Annotated in this window: 15 protein-coding genes; 10 read left to right on the top strand and 5 right to left on the bottom strand. The window is 43.8% G+C overall.

The features are described 5' to 3' along the window. The first annotated feature begins 31 nt into the window (after positions 1-31). A complete protein-coding gene (locus L2730_RS18685) occupies positions 32-2,632 on the top strand; it encodes a glycoside hydrolase family 3 C-terminal domain-containing protein (RefSeq protein ID WP_248975976.1) in 2,601 nt (866 codons plus the stop codon). 238 nt (positions 2,633-2,870) lie between these two features. After that, complete coding sequence (locus L2730_RS18680; protein ID WP_248975975.1) at positions 2,871-4,337, top strand: capsule assembly Wzi family protein; 1,467 nt, start codon at positions 2,871-2,873, stop codon at positions 4,335-4,337. A 151-nt stretch (positions 4,338-4,488) separates the two neighbouring features. On the opposite strand, the gene rfbD is transcribed toward L2730_RS18680, so the two are convergent. From rfbD to L2730_RS18655, 5 genes are all read right to left on the bottom strand, one after another. After that, on the bottom strand, positions 4,489-5,604 hold the full coding sequence (rfbD, locus tag L2730_RS18675) for a dTDP-4-dehydrorhamnose reductase (RefSeq protein WP_248975974.1): 1,116 nt from the start codon (positions 5,602-5,604) through the stop codon (positions 4,489-4,491). Positions 5,605-5,647: 43 nt separating this feature from the next. Next, positions 5,648-6,391, bottom strand: coding sequence for a phosphatase (locus tag L2730_RS18670; RefSeq protein WP_248975973.1), 744 nt, complete (start codon positions 6,389-6,391; stop codon positions 5,648-5,650). A gap of 92 nt (positions 6,392-6,483) precedes the next feature. Next, complete coding sequence (locus L2730_RS18665; protein WP_248975972.1) at positions 6,484-7,983, bottom strand: sigma-54-dependent transcriptional regulator; 1,500 nt, start codon at positions 7,981-7,983, stop codon at positions 6,484-6,486. Positions 7,984-8,162: 179 nt separating this feature from the next. Then, a complete protein-coding gene (locus tag L2730_RS18660; protein WP_248975971.1) occupies positions 8,163-11,741 on the bottom strand; it encodes a PAS domain S-box protein in 3,579 nt (1,192 codons plus the stop codon). Next, a complete protein-coding gene (locus tag L2730_RS18655) occupies positions 11,741-12,670 on the bottom strand; it encodes a phosphate/phosphite/phosphonate ABC transporter substrate-binding protein (protein WP_248975970.1) in 930 nt (309 codons plus the stop codon). The genes L2730_RS18660 and L2730_RS18655 overlap by 1 nt, the downstream gene beginning before the upstream one ends. Positions 12,671-12,996: 326 nt before the next feature. Between L2730_RS18655 and L2730_RS18650 the strand changes: the two genes are divergently transcribed. From L2730_RS18650 to L2730_RS18615, 8 genes are all read left to right on the top strand, one after another. Further along, positions 12,997-14,238 carry a SpoIIE family protein phosphatase gene (locus L2730_RS18650; protein WP_248975969.1) on the top strand — a complete coding sequence of 414 codons (1,242 nt, stop codon included), beginning with the start codon at positions 12,997-12,999 and terminating at the stop codon, positions 14,236-14,238. Between the two features lie 46 nt (positions 14,239-14,284). Further along, complete coding sequence (locus L2730_RS18645; protein WP_248975968.1) at positions 14,285-14,677, top strand: ATP-binding protein; 393 nt, start codon at positions 14,285-14,287, stop codon at positions 14,675-14,677. Positions 14,678-15,105: 428 nt separating this feature from the next. Continuing rightward, positions 15,106-15,456, top strand: coding sequence for an STAS domain-containing protein (locus tag L2730_RS18640; protein WP_248975967.1), 351 nt, complete (start codon positions 15,106-15,108; stop codon positions 15,454-15,456). Positions 15,457-15,481: 25 nt separating this feature from the next. Continuing rightward, the gene (locus L2730_RS18635) at positions 15,482-16,813 is read left to right on the top strand and encodes a polysaccharide biosynthesis/export family protein (RefSeq protein ID WP_248975966.1); all 1,332 of its coding nucleotides are present in this window, start codon (positions 15,482-15,484) and stop codon (positions 16,811-16,813) included. Between the two features lie 25 nt (positions 16,814-16,838). Next, positions 16,839-18,248: a GumC domain-containing protein gene (locus L2730_RS18630; RefSeq protein ID WP_248975965.1), complete on the top strand. Its 1,410-nt coding sequence runs from the start codon at positions 16,839-16,841 to the stop codon at positions 18,246-18,248. Then, positions 18,203-19,462, top strand: coding sequence for an O-antigen ligase family protein (locus L2730_RS18625; RefSeq protein ID WP_248975964.1), 1,260 nt, complete (start codon positions 18,203-18,205; stop codon positions 19,460-19,462). Before L2730_RS18630 ends, L2730_RS18625 begins: the two co-directional genes overlap by 46 nt. A 357-nt stretch (positions 19,463-19,819) precedes the next feature. Beyond that, positions 19,820-21,247, top strand: a complete 1,428-nt coding sequence (locus L2730_RS18620; protein ID WP_248975963.1) for an oligosaccharide flippase family protein — start codon at positions 19,820-19,822, stop codon at positions 21,245-21,247. Further along, on the top strand, positions 21,244-22,323 hold the full coding sequence (locus tag L2730_RS18615; protein WP_248975962.1) for a glycosyltransferase family 2 protein: 1,080 nt from the start codon (positions 21,244-21,246) through the stop codon (positions 22,321-22,323). The genes L2730_RS18620 and L2730_RS18615 overlap by 4 nt, the downstream gene beginning before the upstream one ends. The last annotated feature ends 138 nt before the right edge of the window (positions 22,324-22,461 follow it).

The following is a 22,461-nucleotide window of genomic DNA, read 5'->3' as shown; positions in this document are numbered from 1 at the left end:
ACCACTTCAACAAACTAATATGGAATTTAGAATGAAGCGTCCTATAACTAATAAATTAGCCCTTAGCAGCTTGGTTATCTCAACCTTTCTAGTTACAGCCCCTATGGCCTTGGCTGAAACTCAAGTGAAACAAACCATTTATGAAGATATAGGCTTAGTTGAACCTAGTCGCCCACTTCTGCAACAACGTTTAGATTTAGTCGAGCAAACAATTCAAACGCTATTACCACAAATGACACTGGCCGAAAAAGTATCTTTAGTTCATGCCAACGGAAAATTCACTACAGCCGCTATTGAGCGCCTTGGGATCCACGAAATGTGGCTATCTGATGGCCCACACGGTGTTCGCCATGAGATAGAGCGTAATAGCTGGAACTCGGCAAATTGGACTAGTGATTACTCAACTTATCTACCGGTATTAACCACGGTAGCCGCCAGTTGGAATACCGACATGGCTATCTTGCATGGCGCAGTGCTCGGCAGTGAAGCCCGCCATCGCGGTAAAGATCTTATTCTCGGACCTGGCGTTAATTTGGCAAGATTACCGCTCTATGGCCGTAACTTTGAGTATTTAGGTGAAGACCCCTACTTAGCATCTAAGCTTGTGGTGCCACAAATTAAAGCCATTCAAAAAAATGATGTTGCCGCCACCATCAAACATTATGCGCTCAATACTCAAGAACTAAATCGCACAGGAGTCAATGCTAAACCCGACGAGCGTACTTTGCGTGAAGTATACCTGCCCGCCTTTGAGGCGGCAGTAAAACAAGCCAATGTTTATGCCATGATGGGTTCATACAACGAATTTAGAGGTACTAACGCTAACCAAAGCAAACACCTCGTCATGGATATCCTTAAAGGAGAATGGGGTTATAAAGGATTACTGGTGACTGACTGGAATGTAGATATCAATACCTATGACGCTGCCGTCAACGGTTTAGATCTTGAAATGGGCACTGATGTCCCACATTACAAAGACTACTTTCTAGCCGAACCACTGATTAAAATGATTAACGCAGGGAAAGTACCTGTCGCCGCACTCGATGATAAAGTCACGCGAATACTCCGGGTGCAACTGAGCATCGGCATGATGGATAACTACCGCCTTGCTGGCCAACGTAATATTGCTTCCCACCGCGCTGCAGCCAAAAGAATTGCCGAAGAAGGCATCGTACTGCTTAAAAATAGTCGCCAAGTATTGCCACTTGAACAAGATAAAGTGAAGAACATTCTCGTCCTAGGCCCTAATCTTGATAAGAAACATGGCTTAGGTGGCGGTTCATCAGAGGTAAAATCACTTTATGAGGTCACGCCACTGCAAGGCCTTAAGGACAAACTAGCGGGCAAAGCTAACATTACTGTCATGCGTGCTCAAAGCAGTAAACTAGCGCCAATCAGCAACGATTATCTAGCCACTCGTCATTGGACAGGTACGCCATCGTGGAATATTAGCTACTTTACCGATGAAAACCGTCAACAGCTTATCGAAGAGTCATGGATAGCCGATTCTGAGTTTAAACCGTCTAATTTAGTCGCTAAAGGTACGCCACAATTTATCACCATGAAAGCGGCTATAAAGCCGCTAAAATCCGGTGTACATACTTTAAAAGTGGCCGCTAAAGGTAAAATAAATATCAAAGTCGATGGTAGTTCAGTCTTACAGTTTGATAGCAGTTCAACAGAAGTACTAAACAAGAACATCTCACTGGTACAGGACAAAGATTACCAGTTCGAAATAGAATACAGCGGTAGTGATGGCTATACCCTAGGTTGGGATACGCCTAATAAGCTATTTAACAGTGAAGAAGAATACTTAACTGCAGCAAAAAATGCCGATGCGGTGATCTACTTTGGTGGCCTTAGTCATAGTGATGACAGAGAGTCTATCGATAGAACCGATCTCGTTCTTCCTAATCAACAAGATGAGATGATAGCAAAGCTGATTGCCGCCAACCCTAATACCGTGGTGTTCATCACCGCAGGTAGTGCAGTAGAAATGCCATGGGTCGACAAAGCATCCACCATAGTTTGGAACTCCTATAGTGGCATGGAAGGCGGTCACGCTGTTGCTGATATGCTGTTTGGTGATGTAAACCCAAGCGGTAAAATGCCCTTTACGCTGCCTAAGAAACTAGAAGATACCGCGCCTATAGCACTGAATGATTACAATGCTGTTGAATCTCTCTATTCAGAAGGCGTCTTTATAGGCCACCGCTGGTTTGAGCAGCAAAACATCAAGCCACTGTTTAGTTTTGGCCATGGTTTGTCCTATAGTAACTTCACCCTTAGCGGTATTAAGCTTTCTAAAAAGGCCATTAACCTCGATGACAGTCTAGATGTGTCAGTGACGGTGACCAACATTGGCAAAGTAAGCGGCGCCGAAGTGGTGCAGCTTTATCTACATGATAAAAAGGCCAGCGTTGAGCGACCAGTAAAAGAGCTGAAAGGCTTTGCTAAAGTCATCCTACAACCAGGTGAAAGCAAGCAAGTTATCATGCAGCTTAACCGCCGTGACCTGTCTTTTTGGGATGAAAAATCAAACGATTGGTTGGCAGAAGCTGGAGAGTTTGAAGTGTTAATTGGTACTAGCTTAGATTACATCCATCTGCTTGACACTTTTACCCTTAAATAACCTGTAAATAGTCGCCTAGCATCGCTTTAATATTGTCTATTGATATTAGAGCGATATCTACGCACCTTCCTCCCCGATAACCCCCGCTTTACAGTAACTGTAAAATCTATCAATATTTTTGAATAACTTAGTAACTAATTGAGTGTTAACCCACCTTATATTCAATAACAAATCACTCTACACTGTCAGCTTTTAGTGAAATACTCTAGAATGCGCTTCATTGACAAAAGGGATCACAATGAAACTCAAATTATTAGCAGGACTCTTTATTTTTGGCTGTAGCTCAGTACAAGCTGCATGGTGGGTAGAACCTACAGATCTGGCTCTTAGAGCCGATATCCAACTACTATCCGATACTGGCATTATTGTTCAGCCTATTACCACTTACCCATTGATGTGGGACGGGTTAAAGCAGGATTTGGACAAGGCCGATCCAACTAAGCTTTCCAATATTCAACGCAGTGCTTTTGACCGAGTCAATCAAGCTTATGCTAAAGATCATCGTGGCTTTAGCACTAAAGTAGAGCTAGCGGGTAGCACCGATACCACTCGATTTATTGGCTTTGGCCAAGATTATCGTGATAAAGGTGAAGGCACTGTTAGCGCAGAAGTGACCAAAGATTGGTTCAGTGGCCGTCTTTCGGCAAGCTATCATGCAGATCCAATTGACGGTAACAGTACCCGTTTGGATGATAGTTTTGCAGCTGTGATGTTAGGAAACTGGATCGTTAGCGCTGGCGCACAACAAAAGTACTGGGGACCAGGCTGGGACAGCGGTTTAATCCAAACCACGAACGCTCGCCCAATGCCTGGCATTACCTTAAGCCGCAATAACAGCCAAGCCTTTGAAACACCCTGGCTTAACTGGATTGGCCCTTGGACTTTCACTACCGCATTCAGTCAAATGGAAAGCGACCGCTATGTGCCAGATACTCAACACTGGGGCGCTCGCGGCACAATAAGACCGATTTCGAAATTGGAAGTTGGCTTCTCATGGACCATGCAATGGGGCGGCGAAGGGTACGGTAATAGCCTGAGTGATTGGTGGGATGGACTGTTTAATGGCGGTAAACATGAAGGTGAGCTAGAGAACGGCCAAGAAAACATGCTCGCAGGCTATGATTTTCGCTGGTCAGATACCGCCTTTGGCATTCCTTATGGTATCTACTACGAGCGTACCCATGAAGATTACCACAATGGTAAAAACAAACTGATCAATGCGGCTAACATGGGCGGTATCGACTTTGTATTGGCCGACATCAACACCCGAGTATTTATTGAATACTCGGACACTAAAGTCTCTTGTGGTATCGATCCACAGAAATACAACTGCTTATATGAGCATGGCTTTTACAAGAGTGGTTACCGCTATTACGGCCGCAGCTTAGGCAGCACCTATGATAATGACTCTGAGACTTTAGTTGTCGGTGGTATCACTCAGCTGGGTGGTGGTCAAAATATTACCAATAAACTACGTTGGTTGCGCCTCAATACAGATGGTGTAGATGCAAACGTAGGAATTGGTGGTAACCCAGTATCACCAGGCGAATATGAGCGGGTATACCAATATGATACCAGCTATCATAGACCTTTTTATCAAGGTACTCTGAAAGTGGGTGGCACTATTAGCTACAGTGAGTATGTCACCTCTGGTGGCGACGACTGGGATGCTACATTATATGCCGGATGGGAAAGAAGCTTCTAGGCTTGAACCATCGTTCTAGAATTGGGTATTAGAGGCTCTAAGCTTGAATATTAAAACGTCTAGGCTCTAGCAATATATAAAGGCAAAAGTAACTATCTACTTTTGCCTTTTTTGTTTTTCATCTTTTAAAAAAGAGGAGTTCTTACTCGTATCAATTAGCGATGATAATTTTTTGAAAATCTAGCATTCCTTTGAGCTGCAGTTGCCATTTAGCCTTCAACAAACTTCCCTCTCTTAAACCCAACTGCTGGCATATTCTTTGATTATTAAGCGCGCTCTGTTTCGGCCTTCTGGCCAATATCTGTTCATGACCAGCTTGCCAAGATAAAGTGCTAATCGGTCTAATGTTGCAATGAGCTTTTTTGGATTTATCACCCACTAGCACCAATCTCTGAATCTCTTGCGCAAATTCAAGCCAAGAGCAGCTGTTCGCTGCTGCATAGTGAAACAAACTGTTGAAACCAACACTGTCGCTGACAGATTGACCAGTAAACTGAGTGCTAAAGTTTGCATCTATACTCGTTCCTAGGTAAGCACCAAAACGAGTCACTTCTTTTTGCTTAATCAACTTAAAGATAATGACAGCTAGAGCTTCACTCCACGTGGGACTGCCATATTGATCGGCGATAACTGATACTTGCTCCTTTGCTGCAAACAACTTCTGCATTGTATGAACAAAATTATCCCCTTGGCAGCTGTAGAGCCAGCTGGTTCGAATAATATAAGCTTGCTCAGCTAAAACTTGCCGTACAGCCAATTCACCTGCGAGCTTACTTTTACCGTAAACAGATAACGGAGCTGGAGTATCTTGCTCATTATAAGCAGAACTTTTCTCACCAGAAAATACAAAGTCTGAAGAGATATGAACCAGCATTACTCCGTCACGTTTACAGCGCTCTGCCAGTAATTTGGGCCCCTCAACGTTAACCTTAAATGCGCTTTCAGAGTCAGTTTCAGCATTATCGACTGCGTTATATGCCGCGCTGTTAATCACCACATCGGGTTTAACCTGTTTAAAAGCGGCGTCTATAGCAACAGAGTCGCAAATATCTAACTCTCGGTGAGAAAGCAGGTACAATTCATCTTGCTCGCTCAAGCAGTTGCTCACTTCAGGTAAAATATTGACTAAGGCGTGCATAATTTCAGCAGTTATACGAGTAAAAGAGCCTGCTTTCACTTTTGCATCACTTAGGTGAGCGATTAATGCTAACGACTGAGCGAGTTGGCCATTGCCACCAGTAACCATTATTTTTATGGGAGCTTGCATAAGAGTTTAGAGCGTAGCCTTTATAGAATTTTTTCAAGAACGTTCATACAAGCTCGGCATACTCATCAAGTGAGTCATGGCCTCTTGCGGATAAAAAACACAACAAAGCTTCTGGGCTTCTGTTAAGTAACCGCTCTATTGGAAATTGCACTGCTTCAATCACCTCCTCGGCTTTATCAAAATCACCTAAACTGAATGCAACATGAGAATCTGAGCCCATCACTAACAATCCGCCCGCTTCTTTCACCGCCTGAGCAATTGCCGTACAGCTTTTTTCACTGCCTTTGCGTGAGGTTAAAAATGAAGAGTTATTGATCTCTAGCGCTACATTATGCTTTGCTGCAGCTTGAGCGACTCTCTCAATATCAATCGGATACGCTGGATTACCTGGGTGGCTAATAATATCTACCTTGCCACTTTCAATACAATTTATAAGAGCTTGAGTATGGTTTTCTGCTGTTGATGGCGGAAAAACGGGTTCATGAAAGCCCGCTAATACGATATCTAGCTGCTGTAAATAATCACCGAAGAAATCAATTTCACCCTGCAGGTTTTTGATGTTCGCTTCGATCCCTCTAAGTACTCCGACACCATCAACAATCCGTGGTAATACTCGCATATTTACAAAATGCCAAAAATGCGGCGCATCAGCCATATCTGGCCCATGATCCGTAATGGCGAACAGTTTAATACCTTTCTCTTTGGCGACATTTAAGTAGTCGTGCAGCGTACTGTAAGCATGAGTAGAAGCTATGGTATGGGCGTGGGTATCGACTAGAAACTTCATCAGCGGCCTCGGGCTCAAACAAAAAAGAGTAGACTTGAAGTCTACTCTTATCGTGTGTTTAACTCTATATCGTAACAAGATAAAAGTAAGCGCTAGCCTTCGTGGCTTAAGCTGCTTTCTAACTCTTCCCAACTTTGCCGTTTGCGGTAAATAGTCGATGCGCTGATATCTAATAAGGCTGCGGCCTTTGGAACATTACCATCACAAAAGGCTATTGCATCTTCAATGGTTTGCTTCTCGGTGATCCATAAAGGGACGATATCAGCAGCTGGTGCAACGGCACCTGTGTCTTGAGCTTCAGTTACACTGCCTTGAACCTCAATAGAGCCTTTGACTAAGGAAGGCGCTGCTGGTTCAGCAAACAGTGCCGTAGCGCTTTGCGCTTGCGGCGCAACCTGCTTCACGTTGATATTGGCTTTCACCTGTATCGGAAGCATATCAAGTTCAACATTTTCAGCATCATTGAGCACCACAACCTGCCTAATCACATTCTGCAGTTGCCTAACATTACCAGGCCATTGATAGTGCTTAAGGCATTGCTTTGCCTCAGCGCTAAAGTGCTTGAACTGCTTACCTTCCTCTTTGTTATATTCTTTAAGTAACTTAGTTGCCAGCAACAAAATATCTTTGCCGCGCATTCTTAACGGCGGAAGTTCAATAGGGATTACATGCAAACGGTAGAAAAGATCTTCTCTGAAACGGCCAGCTTTAACCTCATCCCACGGTGCTCGGTTGGTGGCACTGACAAAACGTACGTCGACTTTCTCCTCTTTGGTACCACCTACTCGTTGGAACACGCCAGTCTGAATAAAGCGCAGCAATTTACTTTGCAGTTCAAGATCCATTTCGCAAATTTCATCAAGAAATAGAGTACCATTATGTGCTCTTGTCGCAGCGCCATCACGGTTAGCAACTGCGCCAGTAAATGCACCTTTGGTATGACCAAAAATCTCACTTTCGATTAAATCTTTAGGAATTGAAGCACAGTTCAATGCGACAAACGCTTCATCACGGCGACTGCCCGCATGATGAATAGCATGGGCGCATACCTCTTTACCGGTACCACTTTCACCGACGATAAATGCCGATGCTTTACTGTTTGCTACACAATCAATCGTTTTATAAACCGTTTGCATCGCTAGTGATTCGCCAACGAACCCCATGTAGTGAGGCTTAGGCAGGCTGCTCTCATACTTAGCCACCAAATTAACCAAGTGGCGCTGCTTAAGGGCATTTCGAACCGTAATAGAGAGGCGTTTAGCATCAAAAGGTTTGACTAAAAAGTCAAAAGCACCCGCTCGCATAGCATCTACGGCGAGATCGATAGTGCCATGGGCAGTGATCATAATAACGGTAATGTCGGGATACTGTTTTTGGACGATATCCAGAATATCCATTCCAGACATATCGGGTAATTTAATATCTAGCACCAGCAGATCGGGTTGCCACTGCTTTAACTCGTTAAGAGCATCACCACCATGATTAACATGAGTGACTTTGGCTCCATCTGCACGCAAAAACTCAGTGTATAATGCTCCAAGCGACATGCTGTCTTCTACCAGTAATGCGGTAAACGAGCTAGATATATCCATATAAAAATCAACCTATTCAATAAGTATTAAAAGCCAAAAATAGATAATCCATCATAACCATTGAGATAGCAGATACCAAGGCTTGTTAATCAAGTCTAGCAGTTTTATCTTCTTCTGGTTTTCCTACCTCGCATAAGTATTCACCTTAAGCGCTGGAAAACATTTCAAACCTTAATCCCTTAAGTACTAGGGGCTAAGTGAGCCTTAAATACCTGTAATGTCCGCTCACCAACTTCAATCACATTACTAAGTAATTTGGGCGCGTCTTCAAGATTACCCGCTTTAGCACTAAGCTCTAATGATTTTGCCGCTACACTTAACGCTTTAGCACCAAAGCTGCCAGCACTACTTTTAAGCGTGTGCGCCTGTATATCGACTTCATCTAAATCACAATGTCCTAACGATTCATAAGCATGAAATAATGATTTTAATACCGTTATCCTCTCTTCAGCCTCATTGAGGAATACGCTGAACATTCTTAGCATCGCCTCCTCACCTAGCATATTTGAAAGTTCTGCTAGTGTTGCTTCATCAAGTATTTCACTGCGCGGAATATCGGCTGTATTATTCAAAGATTGTTGCAATGATGCATCCGTTTCAGTCAAATTATTCTCTCCATTAGAAAGACTCTCTTTTCTTCCTGACTCTGCACTAATTGTAGACGGAGCCACAGCGCTTGTTGCAATCTTATCTGCGCCAGCAATCGTCACTTGCTCGCTGTCAGTCACCACATCAATATGAGTCACTGAGTTCTCATCGCCTGCCCCCTTTGCAGCAGCCATCCAATGATTAACTGACTTTATCAATTGAGCGCGATTGACAGGCTTAGGCACAAAGTCCTTCATCCCTGCATTCATGCATAAATCAACATCCTCTTTCTGCACATTAGCAGTCATTGCAATAATGATCTGCTGTGGATTGTGCTGCAAAATATGCTCTGTCGCTTCAACACCATCCATTTCAGGCATTCGCATATCCATCAGGATCAAGCCATACTTTTTGGCTAGCGCCATAGTGACCGCTTCTTTACCATTATTTGCAATCTCAACAGTAAAGCCAGCCTTATTTAACAGTGCACTAGCCACAATCTGGTTTGCTGGGCTATCTTCAGCTAACAATATTGGCAAGTTTGGTTGACTCTGAAGACTCGAACATTCCTCTATGGTAGCAATATCAGTACTAAAGCTATGTTCACCGCTCAACATCGCCAACATCATATCCCTGCTGAGCGGCTTGTTAACGACCTGTTCAAGACCAACCTTTGCTAGCAATTTTGATGCTTCAGGCACGACAACGGTCATTAATGCCGCCATTAAGCCTTCTTCATTAAGGTAAGCTCCTTCAACCTGTTTTGCTTGCTGTTCAGTCAATTCAACCAGACTGCGCTCATCAATCAACACTAAGCTAAAACGCCCTTGCACTTTTAATCGATTAAAAATATCTTCAACCCGATGAACACAATTTACTTGAACACCATATTGACGGTACTGCTTTTCAAACAATGCACAATAGGTCAGGTTTGGGTGGACTAATAATACTCGCGCATCTTCAATCATTTGACTAGAGACTGGTTGCACAGTTTTATCAAGCTCCAAGTTGACATCAAAACTAAAGCAACTTCCCAGCCCTTGCTCACTCCTTACTGCAATACTTCCACCCATTCGGGTGATCAGTTCAGCACAAATAGCCAGCCCAAGTCCGGTGCCACTATAGTTAGTATTGTGGTCATCATGCACCTGACTGAACTCTTTGAATAAGGTGAGTTGTGCCTCGTCAGAGATCCCTATTCCTTGATCAGTAACAGTGCAATATAACTGAGCTTTATTTTGCTGACTTTCAAGCAACCACATCTCTACTGATATACACCCACCCGCGGAAAACTTAATCGCATTATCAACCAAATTATGCAGAACTTGACGTAAACGCTGACCGTCACCGATAAGACTTTCTGGCACATTACAATTAACAAAGCTGGCTAAAGTGATGCCTTTATCTTGCGCCTTAGGCGATAGTATCTGTAGCACCTGATAAACCAGTTTAGCTGCTGAGAAGCTACTTTTCTCCAGCAACATTTGCCCTGCTTCAATCTTAGAAAAGTCCAAAATATCATTAATTGTGCTCAACAAAGCTGTGCCCGCTTCTTTAGCAGTATTGGCATAGATCCTTTGCTCTTTATTGAGTTTAGAATCCAGTAATAACTCAACACTACCCAATACCGCATTGAGTGGAGAACGAATTTCATGGCTCATAGTGGCTAAGAATCGTGACTTCGCTTTACTGCCCTGCTCAGCTTGTTCTTTCGCCAGCTTAAGCTGGGTTTCATACTCCATCCGCCTTGAAATATCACGAATAAATGCGGTTAGCAGCATCTCATTGCCTAACTGCACCGGGATCAGAGTTAGCTCAATAGGCAGCTGTTTACCATCAAAGCGAGTAGCATATATTTCGGTGGCATTTTTAAATGCTTTACCTGCGCCAGTACGATGATACTCCTCCAGAATTTCTCGAAAAGCTACCTGCGCTTCCCCTTGAAACAGGCAAGACTCCATTCTTTTACCTACCAATGCACTTGCGTGCGCATGAAACATCAAACAGGCAGAGTCATTGACCTCTTGGATCTCTCCAGTAGTGTCGATGGTAATGAGTCCATCTTTACTGCCCTCTAATGTAGCGAGTAAGATTGACTCAGTGCGCTGCGCGGCGACTTGGGCTCGCTTAACATCCGTTAAATCTTTAACTAAGCCCAAAAAGAGGATTTCACCATCAAGCTCCATTTTCGAAATAGATAACTCAATGGGAAACAACTCACCCGCTTTATGTTGGGCCAATAGCTCTCGTCCTTTACCAATGATTTTTGATTCCCCACTTTCAAGGTAATTACGGATATAAACGTCATGCATTCCTCTCTCTGACATCGGCAGTAATAGCGACACGTTTTCTCCGAGTAACTCACAATCCTTATAACCAAAAAGACGACTGACTGCGGGGTTAACTTCGCTTATTTCTCCCTGAGTATTAATAATGATATAGCCATCTAACGCCGTGCCTAAAATGGTGCTTAAGCGAGTATTAGCATTTTCAAGTGCGTGAGTTTTTATATCGATTTGTTCAACCATCTGGTTGAATGCAAGAGCTGCTTGACCAATCTCGTCTCGGGAGATTACCGGTATTTTAACTTGCTTCTCCCCAGCAAAAACCCGGGTAGAGGCTGACTTTAGTTGCTGTAGATTGCGGGTTAAATAATGACCTAGCAACCAAGAGAAAAGCGCGACTAGCAGCATTTCTAAGGCAGCAATCAACATAAACTGCTTAGTGGCATCTGCAATAAATATATCCAGTTTGGCGATCTCTACGCCCAGCTCTACTCGGCCATAGACAATCCCAGACTCTGCTACCATCGCCTCGATATCTAATATTCCGTCATCAACGCTACTGACATTAATATCTCGCATTGCTAAATGTGCGCCGTTATCCACTCCAGCAGTGACCAGCAAATTGTCCTGATTGAATACATTGACATATAAGACTTGTTTGGTTGAAATCAGCTCGTTGGCAAGGTTATTTAACGTAGACAAGTCTGTACTCAAGACGGCATCTTTGGCCGCGGCGGCAAACAGTGAAGCCGTTGACTGGGCACGCTTTTCAATTTCAGATTCATTCGAAGATTTTAAATAGCTAATACTGGTATACACCAGCAGCATTAACAGCAAGCCTTCAATAATAGCGATACCTAGAATCGTTTTTAATCGAAATGACATTAGCGCTTCTCCTGCAAAGGAGTTTCATCAATGATCGGCACTGACAATTGGTCCAACTCTAGCGATCTAACATCATCCCAATCACTGTCAACTGCAGGCTCTAAGCGCTTAAAACCAAGGTTGTTAAGTAGAGAACGTCCAAATTCTGATTGCGAAAGCGCCACCAATTCAGCAATCAAAATCTTACGAGTATGAGCGGATACTCGAGGATGTACCGCTATTGCATGGGGAGTATATTTAGGCGTAGTCCAAAGGATCCTTAATTTGGATTGAGTCTCAATCGGTAAATTGTTAAAAGTTCGGCCTACGCCGCCGCCAGCATTAAATAATCCTTGCGAAACAGCGAGGTAAACCGAATCATGTGAGCCTACATATTGCGGCTTAAATTCAATATTTCGCTGTTTTAAGCTAGCTCGAGGGATCATACTGGCAGCAAAAGCACCAGGTGCAGGAAAGGCAATAGTCTCTCCCGCTAAGTCATCTAAACTCTGAAAGCTGGCATCTTTTGCAACCACGATAATCCCTTTAAGCTTTTTATCTTTCTCTTTGACTAAAGCTTGATACCCTTGTGACTGATGAAACTGGGCATAATGATGCGGATTCATATAAGCAACATCATATTCTCCTTTTGCTACTCGTGCTTCGAAAGTCGGAATATCCGGTGCAGTTGCAAAACGCAAATCAACTTTTGCATTTTGCGACAGCTCTTTGAGTAAAGGGCCCCAGGCTTTTGCCAATGTACTTGCAGCCTGTTGTGGAACAACGCCAAACACTAGCGTCTCAGCTGAAGCCTGAGCTGCATCTTCTGCGGCGTTTACGCTCCAGACAAGCAGAGAAAATACCAAGGTTGCACTCAAAAGCAGTCTCGCAGCTACAGCGCTTTTACTGCACTTCACTATATTAATAACTTCAGCTAACAGTAAATACATGTCGATCCCTTACACGTGATCTCAACTTATTATCTACTGAACAAAGCAATAAATACGCCAAGCACTCAATCATCCCCACGCTGAAACCAATCCGCAGGAATACCAACTGAAAAACAATCAGTTACAACACCCCTTTCTGTTTTATCAATCTGCTAAACCTTTTTGCAAAATGCAATTAGCTCATGAATATGACAAAGTCAAAAACGCACCTAAAATGACGTGATTTTTAAAAGACTTAGTTTATACAGTCACTTACCTTGCCGGAAAATAATGTGGCATATCGTTTGCTGTCTAGCTACATGACCCAACGAAATGCGAATTGACTCATGACGGTATTTAGCAACAGGCAAGCAGAGCACCAACTAAGCATTATGCTTGTCGAAGATTGCAACAGCGAACGCTGTTTATTAGCGTCTTTGATGAAAGCGATGGGTCACAAATGCGTAGATTTCTCTAATGCTGTCGAGGCAATTGCATACCTTAAGACACATCAGATTGATCTGGTCATCACCGATTGGATGATGCCAAGTATGAGCGGCATAGAGTTTTGTAAAGTCATTAAACACTTCCCCAATTGCCCTTACATCATTCTACTCACAGGCAATAGTGAAAATACTCACATAGTAGAAGGGATTAACTCCGGTGCTGATGACTATCTGGCTAAGCCTTTTAATAGTGCAGTGCTAAAAGCGCGTGTTCATGCAGGCCAGAGAATAATTGAGATGCAGCAACAATTGGCACAGAAAAATGAAACACTCAATCAACTACTCGTAAAAGAGCAGCAATACTTAAGTGTCGTTAAACAAGATTTGGCGTTAGCCGCGCAATTACAACAAGCACTTTTACCCAATAACAGTCAGCTCAATCAACAATGGCAAGTGACATGTGAGTTTAAGCCAGCGCATGATCTCGCAGGCGATATTTTTCAATGCTTCAATATCGACGACCAGCATATTGGTTTTTATCTACTTGATGTCAGTGGTCATGGCACTGCAGCCTCTATGCAGAGTTTTACCTTAGCGCAAAACTTAACCAATAACCGAGACGCCTGGCAAGCCTTAGATGTGTGTCGCCTCGCGAATACTCTCAACAGCGAGTTTGATGACCCACAAAACAGTGGTCGCTTTGCCACTATGGTAATTGGTATTGCCAATACGGTGACGGGTCAAGTCGAGCTGGTCAATGCTGGTCATCCTGCCCCAATTGTGATTAGTCCACAACACGCTTACTTTGCCGATGAAAATAAGCTAAATATTGCACCGCAACTGCCTTTAGGGATCCGCAATAATTATCAGTATCGCAGTAGTCAATTATCATTAACTCAACACGAACATCTATTGCTTTACTCCGACGGGATCTATGAATGTCGTCACCCAAAGCATGGCTTCTTTGGCCAACAGAGGCTGCTGAGAATTATCAATGATGCCAGAGAACTTAAGCCTGACAGCTTGCTACATCACTTAAGTCATAGCAGTGACTTGTGGCAGCAACAACAGGCGCAAGATGATATTTCACTGATGCTTATTTCAAGCCAGTCATCAGTAACGTCAGGCACCGCTCACTTTTAATTTAGTACTCAGCTAACGCAAATTGGATTTCAACAAGGAATAAACGATGAACAGCCTACAGATAAACCTTAACAAAGCACTATTAGCCAAGCACTCGCTGTGCTTGGAAATCGATCAGTTTATGCTGCAGAACCAAATCAGCACCTCACAAAGATTTAAAATTGTCACTTGTGTTTTAGAAGCTGTAGCCAATGTCATTAACCATAGCAATAGTCACTCAAAAGAGATGATTTTAATTCTCCACAGTGGCGACGATAAGGTTGTGATTGATCTGCTCGATAATTCTGAACTACAAAATAACCAAGCCCCAAAACAATGCCCAAATACGGCAACAGAATCAGGCCGAGGTTTATGGATAATGCACAGCTGGATGGACAATGTCAGAGTGCAGCAGTCTGTAGCAGGCACTCATTTACAATTGAGCTTATCAACTCAATGAAGCACTCAATATTCAAACCAACTCAAGAATTTCTAATGGTCAATTCAACATTTGCAAAGCAATCACTTGATAATAGTACGCTGTGTTTATACTTATAATTAAACACACCAAAGCTAAAGCACAGCGTATTAACCTGCTCATTACAGCACACTAAAATACACATCCGCCGCTAGCCCATCGAACTCCAGATTTTCCGAGATTTGCAATCTGCTCATTATGCTTTGCATTTTAAGAACTCAGCGATAGCAACCAAATCCATTTATGCTACAAATCACATTAAAACAATAAAATACAACAACTTAAAAACTGGCATTAGAGTTGCAACCTTTAAAGTAATGTTAATGAAACCGAGTGCAAAATCAAAAGGACTCAGTGCTTATTAGCAAACTATTTAGCAAGCTGTCTAACAGCAATTTAAGGAGCTCACCATGAAATTCTCCCAACTCGCACAGAATAATGCATGCAAAATCACCTTGCCAGTTGAAATGGTAATGACCCAAACGCCAACATTACGCGCGGCGATTTTACAGCAAATTGATATGGGAATGACCCAGTTGGTTATCGATCTACACCAGGTTCATTATATCGATTCAAGTGGATTATCAGTATTGATCTCTGCGCTCAAAAAAGTGGAAGAGCACGATGGCGAAATCGTATTGCTTTCACCCACTTCCGGCGTTCGTGCACTTATCGAGCTCACCCGTCTGCATCAAGTGTTTGCAATTTATGAAGATGAAGCCGCGGCAATTGACTACATATGCAATGAACTTGTTAGCTAACAAGTAGAGCATTAAGGATAACGCTATGAACCCCAATCACAGCATGAAATTTTCAAGCACAATCCATAGCTGCGCAGAGCAAAACATTGCCACAAAATCGACAACAGGTGCACCATTAGGCCAAGGGTTGTCGACATTGCTAGCCATCACTCTAGCTACGATATTATCTGGCTGTGTGCTGCCACATCATCCTGAAGAGGTTGATATCTGTGACAATGTTGAAGATGACATGACTCAGTGCCATTTTTACCCTAGCGACACGCCTTATATGCGCAGCAAAACCAGTGAACGAGCACCTAAAAATATAGCTCAGCAAGCCAATGACCCTATGGGCACCACCTGGTTAATGGATACCGCTCAAGCACAGCAGGCATTGCATTTACCGCAAAATATTCGTTTATCGGTAGGTGATAGATTGAAAGTCAATGTACTCAATGGTGACGAGTTTAGTGGCAATGTAGAGATCAATAATGATGGTTATATCTACCTACCTTATCTGCAACCTATTCACGCTAAAGGGCTTGATGTGCAGCAACTAACCGCCGCAATAAGCAAGCACCTTGTTGATGAAGATTTCATGCTAAAAAATAGTGTGCGGCTCAGCATCACGCCACTCAAATGGGCTCCCGTTGAAGTCACCGTTTCTGGTGGTGTATTTGAGCCAGGACAGCATCAGATCAATAAGAAAACAGACACAGAGATCATCGATGACGATGGCAATCACAGTGGTGATCAGGCATCAGAAAGAAGTATTGCAGCAGCTCTAAGAGCCTCAGGCGGTGTGCGCCCTGATGCTAATATCAGTGAAATCATCGTTATTCGAGAGCAACACAGTTTCAAACTTGACCTATCAGGTGTGATCCACGGTTACCCGGTGCCTTCAATGACGCTGATGTCTGGGGATCATATCCATGTGCCGCAACATGACTATTTTGACGATGCATTAGCGCGCCCCTCGCAAATAACCGCACCAGGGATCCGCGTGTTTTTATCCAACCTAACTCAACCGGCGAGCAGTAACTCGCAATCGGCGGTAGATACTGACGCGACACGCTTTCCCTATGGCACCCGTCTACTCAATGGCGCAATTGCTGCAAACTGCGTCGGGGGCGCGCAATCAACTAACGCGAGTCGCCATCTGCTACTGATAACTAAGAATCCATTAACAGCCGAGGTGGACGTGATTGAACGCTCGATGGACTCGCTCATCCGTAACTCTTGGGAGACAGGCATGAACCCTATTTTGATGCCAGGTGATGGCATAGCCTGCTATGACTCACGTGTAACCAATATGCGTGAAATTGCTCGAACCGTCACCGAAATACTGGTTCCTGCAACGTTACTTGAATTGCTTTAACGGCGCATAAAGAAAGGAGGCTATTATGAAAAATCAACAACTAAGACCTCTACTTTGGCTGAAGCGCTTATTGGTCGATGGCAGCCAAATGTCAGCAAAAGAGCGAAGAAGTGCTTATCTAAAGCTAACTTTTACCCTGCTGGCATCGATTTGGCTATTAGTGCTGTTATTTATATTTATCACACCTAGCCGCTACGTTAGCCAATGGACATTGATTTTGCCTGGTGCAGGCGCAGGTGCAGTGGTGAGTTTAGACAGTGTCGGCCAAGCCAATAGCTCAGTGAGCTCGCCCTATTTGAGTTCAGCAATCGATCCCAGAATCAATTACAAATCGATTGCCACCAGCAAAACACTATTAAATGCGGCAGCAAAAACCATGAATATAAAGAACAGCGAATTCACTAAGCCAAAGTTAAAGCTACCTAATCAAACAGGTTTAATGCAATTTAGTATCAAATCAACCACTGCCGAAGATGCACAGCAGCGTGGCTGGGCGCACTACCACAGCCTGCAAGCACTGCTTTCGCAGCTACGAAATGACGAAGTACAACAGCGCGAAGATGCTATCCGCGTGGGCATGGCAAGCTTTGCCAATAAAGTCAGTCTGACTCAAGAGAAGTTATTGGAGTTTCAATCAGAGCATGGCTTAGTGACCTTAGATCAATTCAAAGAGCTGGCGCTCACAATGGAGCGCTTAAGACACAACCGAGTCAACTTAGAATCTGAGTACCAGGGCGTGATTGCTAGCCAGAAAATGCTCGAAATACATCTGTCACTAACCCCAAAACAAGCGGCGGGACTACTAACACTCAAAAATGACCAATTGTTTCAGCAGCTACTTATCGGTTATACCAATGTCACTGCGAAGCTGACCGAGTATTCAAGCCGTTATGGCAAGCGTCATCCACAAGTGGTGACCCATAGAGATGAACAGAAATCGATCCTTGCCGCGATATCAAAACGTTGCATGGTATTACTGGGCTACACAGATAAACGCCTAATGTTAATGCTATCGGCTGATGATTTAGATGGTCGTGCGCAATTGATGCAGCAGCTACTAACATTAGACACACAGGCAAAAGGATTAAAACGCCAGATAGGTTCACTATCTCAGCAGATCCATGATTGGGACCATCGTTTATATGACAGCAATGACGATGCCGCCAAGCTTGAAGATCTTCAAAGAGAACATCAAGTTGCAACAGCCGTATTTACCTCAGCATTAGCCAAAATGGATGTCGGTAAAGCCGATATATATTCTTCGTTTCCTTTGGTACAGTTAATGTCTGCGCCAACATTAGCCGAGTCAACGGATAAGCTCGCTATCTTACTGGCGCTCGTGGGCGGTTTTGCCGCATCGATATCAATCATCGCAGGGATGGGAATGCTATGGATCCGCAAGCCTATGCTCCAGAAAATTCTGACGAACGCCTAATTTGGTGCGCCATCACTGGCACTTACCTATTTTGGTTACTCGGTGCCATGTATGTGGTTGCCCCAGTGATTGCTTGGGTCCTACTACTAAGACTGATTAAGCGTCTATTACTTAAGCAACAAACATATGTCATTAGCAACACTCAGCTATTTTGGATAGCGGCAATGATGTTGATGTTACTCGCGTTAGTCGTTGCTCATTTAACAGAAGGCCTTGGCCTAGCCAAGCTAGTAAAATCAAGCATTGGCTGGGCAAAAGGCTGGGCACTGCTCGCCATATTTCCATTAATTGGCTCACTCAATATACGCCCTCAAATTATCTATCGTGCAGCTTGCATAGTCTGTAAACACACGCTTATTTTACTGCCCATTTTTGTGCTGGCCTGGATATTAAAACTCCCTAGCACCCTGTATACCTCGCCATTAAGTATTATCGGAGGACCCGGGCCTGAGTTTTTTAGTGTCAGCCTGTATGAGTTAGATCCTGGTAGCGGTGTACCAAGATGGCGATTGTTTACCCCCTGGGCACCCGCTTTGGGAATGATGGGCAATCTGTTTTTTATCTTTGCCACACAAGAGCAGTCAAAGCGATTTCGCTTTTATGGCTTTAGCGGCAGTTTATGCATGATTTTGCTATCGCAATCTAGACTGGCGTTAGTCTGCTACGTGCTGCTGATTGGCTTTTTTATGTTCATTCGCTGGCACCGTTCTCCCTGGTTATATTTTGCTGCAAGTCCAGCTTTACTGCTACTTGGTTTAACTGGCTATAGTGTGCTTGAAAAAGTAGAGCAAAGTATCGATGCCTTTAAAAATGCCCGCGCGGGTTCAACCAGAGTCAGACAAGAATTGGCTAACATTGCGCTAGAACGCTGGGCAAACGAAGCCGTTGTTTGGGGACATGGCATTGTTGAGCGAGGTCCGCATTTAGTCGAGTACATGCCAATTGGTTCCCACCACACTTGGTATGGATTGCTATTTGTTAAAGGCATAGTGGGGGCGATAGCCCTTGCATCAGCAATGATTGTCACCCTCATCAGCCTGTTGCGTTATATCTTTAGCAACGCCATATCTGCAGTTGCCATTGCCATTATTTTGCAGATATTTTTGTACACCTTTGGTGAAAATCTTGAAATTTTAGCCTACCTATTTTGGCCAGGTCTTGTCATTGTTGGTATTGCGCTTAAGCAAAATAAGTCAGCATCTAACACTAATTAGAATCCCAAACGACTCAAATAGCTTAGGTTGATGCCATTCAAGCCCACAATAACTGCGCTCAATTTGATTTGCATTATGCAACAGATAGCAAGCCTCTGTTAGAACCAGCTTCAGCCCTCACCTCCCCCACAATCAGCTCAACAAAAATAGAGCTTACAATCAACAGCTTAAACCTAGTCTATCTCAATATGTAAAGTTGGCACGATACCTGTAACTCCTAGCTATAACTGTCGGTGTTGAGCCTAATACACATGTCACTATGGCAAACGTGCTGACTTAATTGAATCGAGTTGACAATAAGAGCTGATAGAGAATTTTAACTGCCATTCATTGTCAAACCCAAAAGCAGGTGGCTTTATGCAAACGATTTCGCAACTAAAAAGCACTGTAACCACTTTGTTTAGCAGCGCGCTAGGCAAGAGTCTGTTCTGGCTTGGTTCGGCACAAGTGCTAGGGCGAATCGTACGTTTAGGTTCTAGTATCATTATTGCACGCTTGCTAACACCAGAAGTATTTGGTCTGGTGGCGATCATCCTCACCACCTTCGAAGTCATTTGCACCCCCACTCGCAGAATTTCATCTGCCGCATTGATTCAAATGGATGATGAAAAATTTAAACACGCGCTAGCCAGTGCCAATCAAGTGAACTGGTTAGCCGCAATAACCGCCTTCGTTGCCATGAGCTTACTCAGCTGGCCGCTTGCCATCTACTATGATGACATGCAGCTCATACCACCTATGATACTCATGGCAACAAGCTATTTGTTACTCCCCCTTGGCATGCTTTACGCTGCACAAAACCTGCGACAAAACCGTATGCGGGTGGTTGGCCGTGCAGTGCTTTGGCAAACCGTTTTTGACGGACTGTTAACCGCAACACTTGCTTTACTCGGGCTGGGGATCTGGGCAATTATTTTGCCGAAGATTATTGTGATATTTGTTTGGATTGGGGTTCATCGATATCACAATCCCCTGCCCGAGACCTCTTCAAGCTCTGCCGAGGTTAAACAGCTTGTTAATGCCGAAAAAACTAATAGCCTCACCAAAACACTAAGACTTGGTCTAGCGCCTCAAACGATTGAAATGCTCAAATTTGGTGTACAGGTAGGCTTGGGCGACTTGGCTATCGCCATGCGCCAAAACATCGATTATATACTGGTGGGTTACTTTCTCGGGGTTGAAGCTTTAGGAGTCTACTTCTTTGCCTTCAATGCCAGTCTAGGCATTAGCCTTGGTTTGATCCAAAGCTATGGCACGGCGCTTTATTCCCATCTATGCCAAAAAGAATCCAACAATAGCGCCACCAGAGTCAGTCAACAAGATAAATACTGGCAATCGCTCAAATTTATTATGCTACTCACCGTGCCGATAATTACGCTGCAAGCAGCATTGGCGCCTTTTTACCTGCCATTAATTTATGGCCAAAAGTGGCTTGATGCCGGCGCACTACCTGTCTTCATTTTACTTTGTTTAAGCGGGCTAGTCAGACCCCTTGGTGAGGCTGCTAGCCAATATCTAATTAGTTCTGGTCAGAGCAAATTTAACCTTATCTGTAATAGCACTTTTACCGTAATGCTGGCAGTGACAATAACGTTATGTAGCTTTTCAGGCTTAACCACGGTGGCACTCGGTATTTTGCTGGTACACCTATTTGTGATGCCCAGTTTTACTATTTACCTAAGACTAACTCAAGTGCCAGCTAATGCTGAAAACACCATGAACAACCAAGCTAACAAGCCGTTGATACCAGCGATGACCAAAAAGCTCACCGGAGACTCACTATGACTGCTAATGACCGATATACCAAAGCACAAACCGCAAAAGTGTCAGTGGTAATGCCAATCTATAACGTTGAAGCCTTTGTGGAAGATGCAATCAAATCCGTGCTGGCTCAAACTTTTAGTAATTTTGAACTGATCCTAGTGAACGATTGCTCACCTGATAATAGCCTTGCACTTTGCCTAAAATTTAAAGACTCACGTATTCGCATCATCAGTCATGAAGTGAACCAAGGACTTTCAGCTACGCGTAACACTGGGATCCGTCACGCTATTGGTCGCTATGTAGCTTTTATCGATTCTGACGATATGTGGCACCCTGAAAAGCTCGCGCAACACGTTGAGCATTTAGACAATGCTCCAGAGGTTGGAATTAGCTTTTCTCGCTCACTATTTATCGATTATCAAGGTAACGCTATTAATGTGTTTCAAATGCCACAACTCACTAATATAAGGGCCAGAGACCTACTTTGCCGCAACCCTGTGGGTAATGGCTCAGCACCAGTCATCCGCCGAGAAACCCTGTGTGATATACGCTATCAAGCGCTTAATAAAAGCCATCCCCACAGCTGTTACTTTGATGAGAACTTCCGTCAATCTGAAGATATCGAGTGCTGGCTTAGAATTGTCGCCACCACCCATTGGAAAATGGAAGGCTTACCTGCGCCGCTCACCTATTACCGCCTTAATAACCAAGGCTTATCCGCTGACTTTAATAAGCAATATGCATCATGGGAAAACATGATCAACAAAGCTAGCCGTTATGCCCCTGCGCTATTAACTAAGTACGAGAGTCGCGCTAGAGCCTACCAATTAAGATACCTCGCAAGACAAGCCATACGTAATAACGATGGCAAAGAAGCCGTTGAGAGGATAAAACAAGCACTGAAAACCTCGCCATCGATAATGAGACAAGAGACAGGGCGCACCATCGCCACACTTGCAGCCGCATACTTATTAAAGCTACTCCCTAAAAATGCCTACAAAGGCATTGAATCAATGGCGCAATCTGTACTCGGTCGCATACAGCGAGCCAAGATCTCAAAAGATGGTGTAACACCAGAGCTGATGAAAAGCCTGTAAATAACCTCACTTATATCCATACTCGCCATCGCGCCTAGCGCTTTGGCTAGCTCCTTTCCTTATTCACTTCCGCCTCAAGTAAACACCCAAAGCTATTTGCAAGGCGCAATGCAAGATGCAAATACCCTTTCCATCAAT

Origin of the sequence: Shewanella kaireitica (assembly GCF_023284045.1) — a bacterium.
GTDB classification, from domain to species: Bacteria; Pseudomonadota; Gammaproteobacteria; order Enterobacterales; family Shewanellaceae; genus Shewanella; species Shewanella kaireitica.
This window is presented reverse-complemented; position numbering and strand designations above follow the sequence as displayed.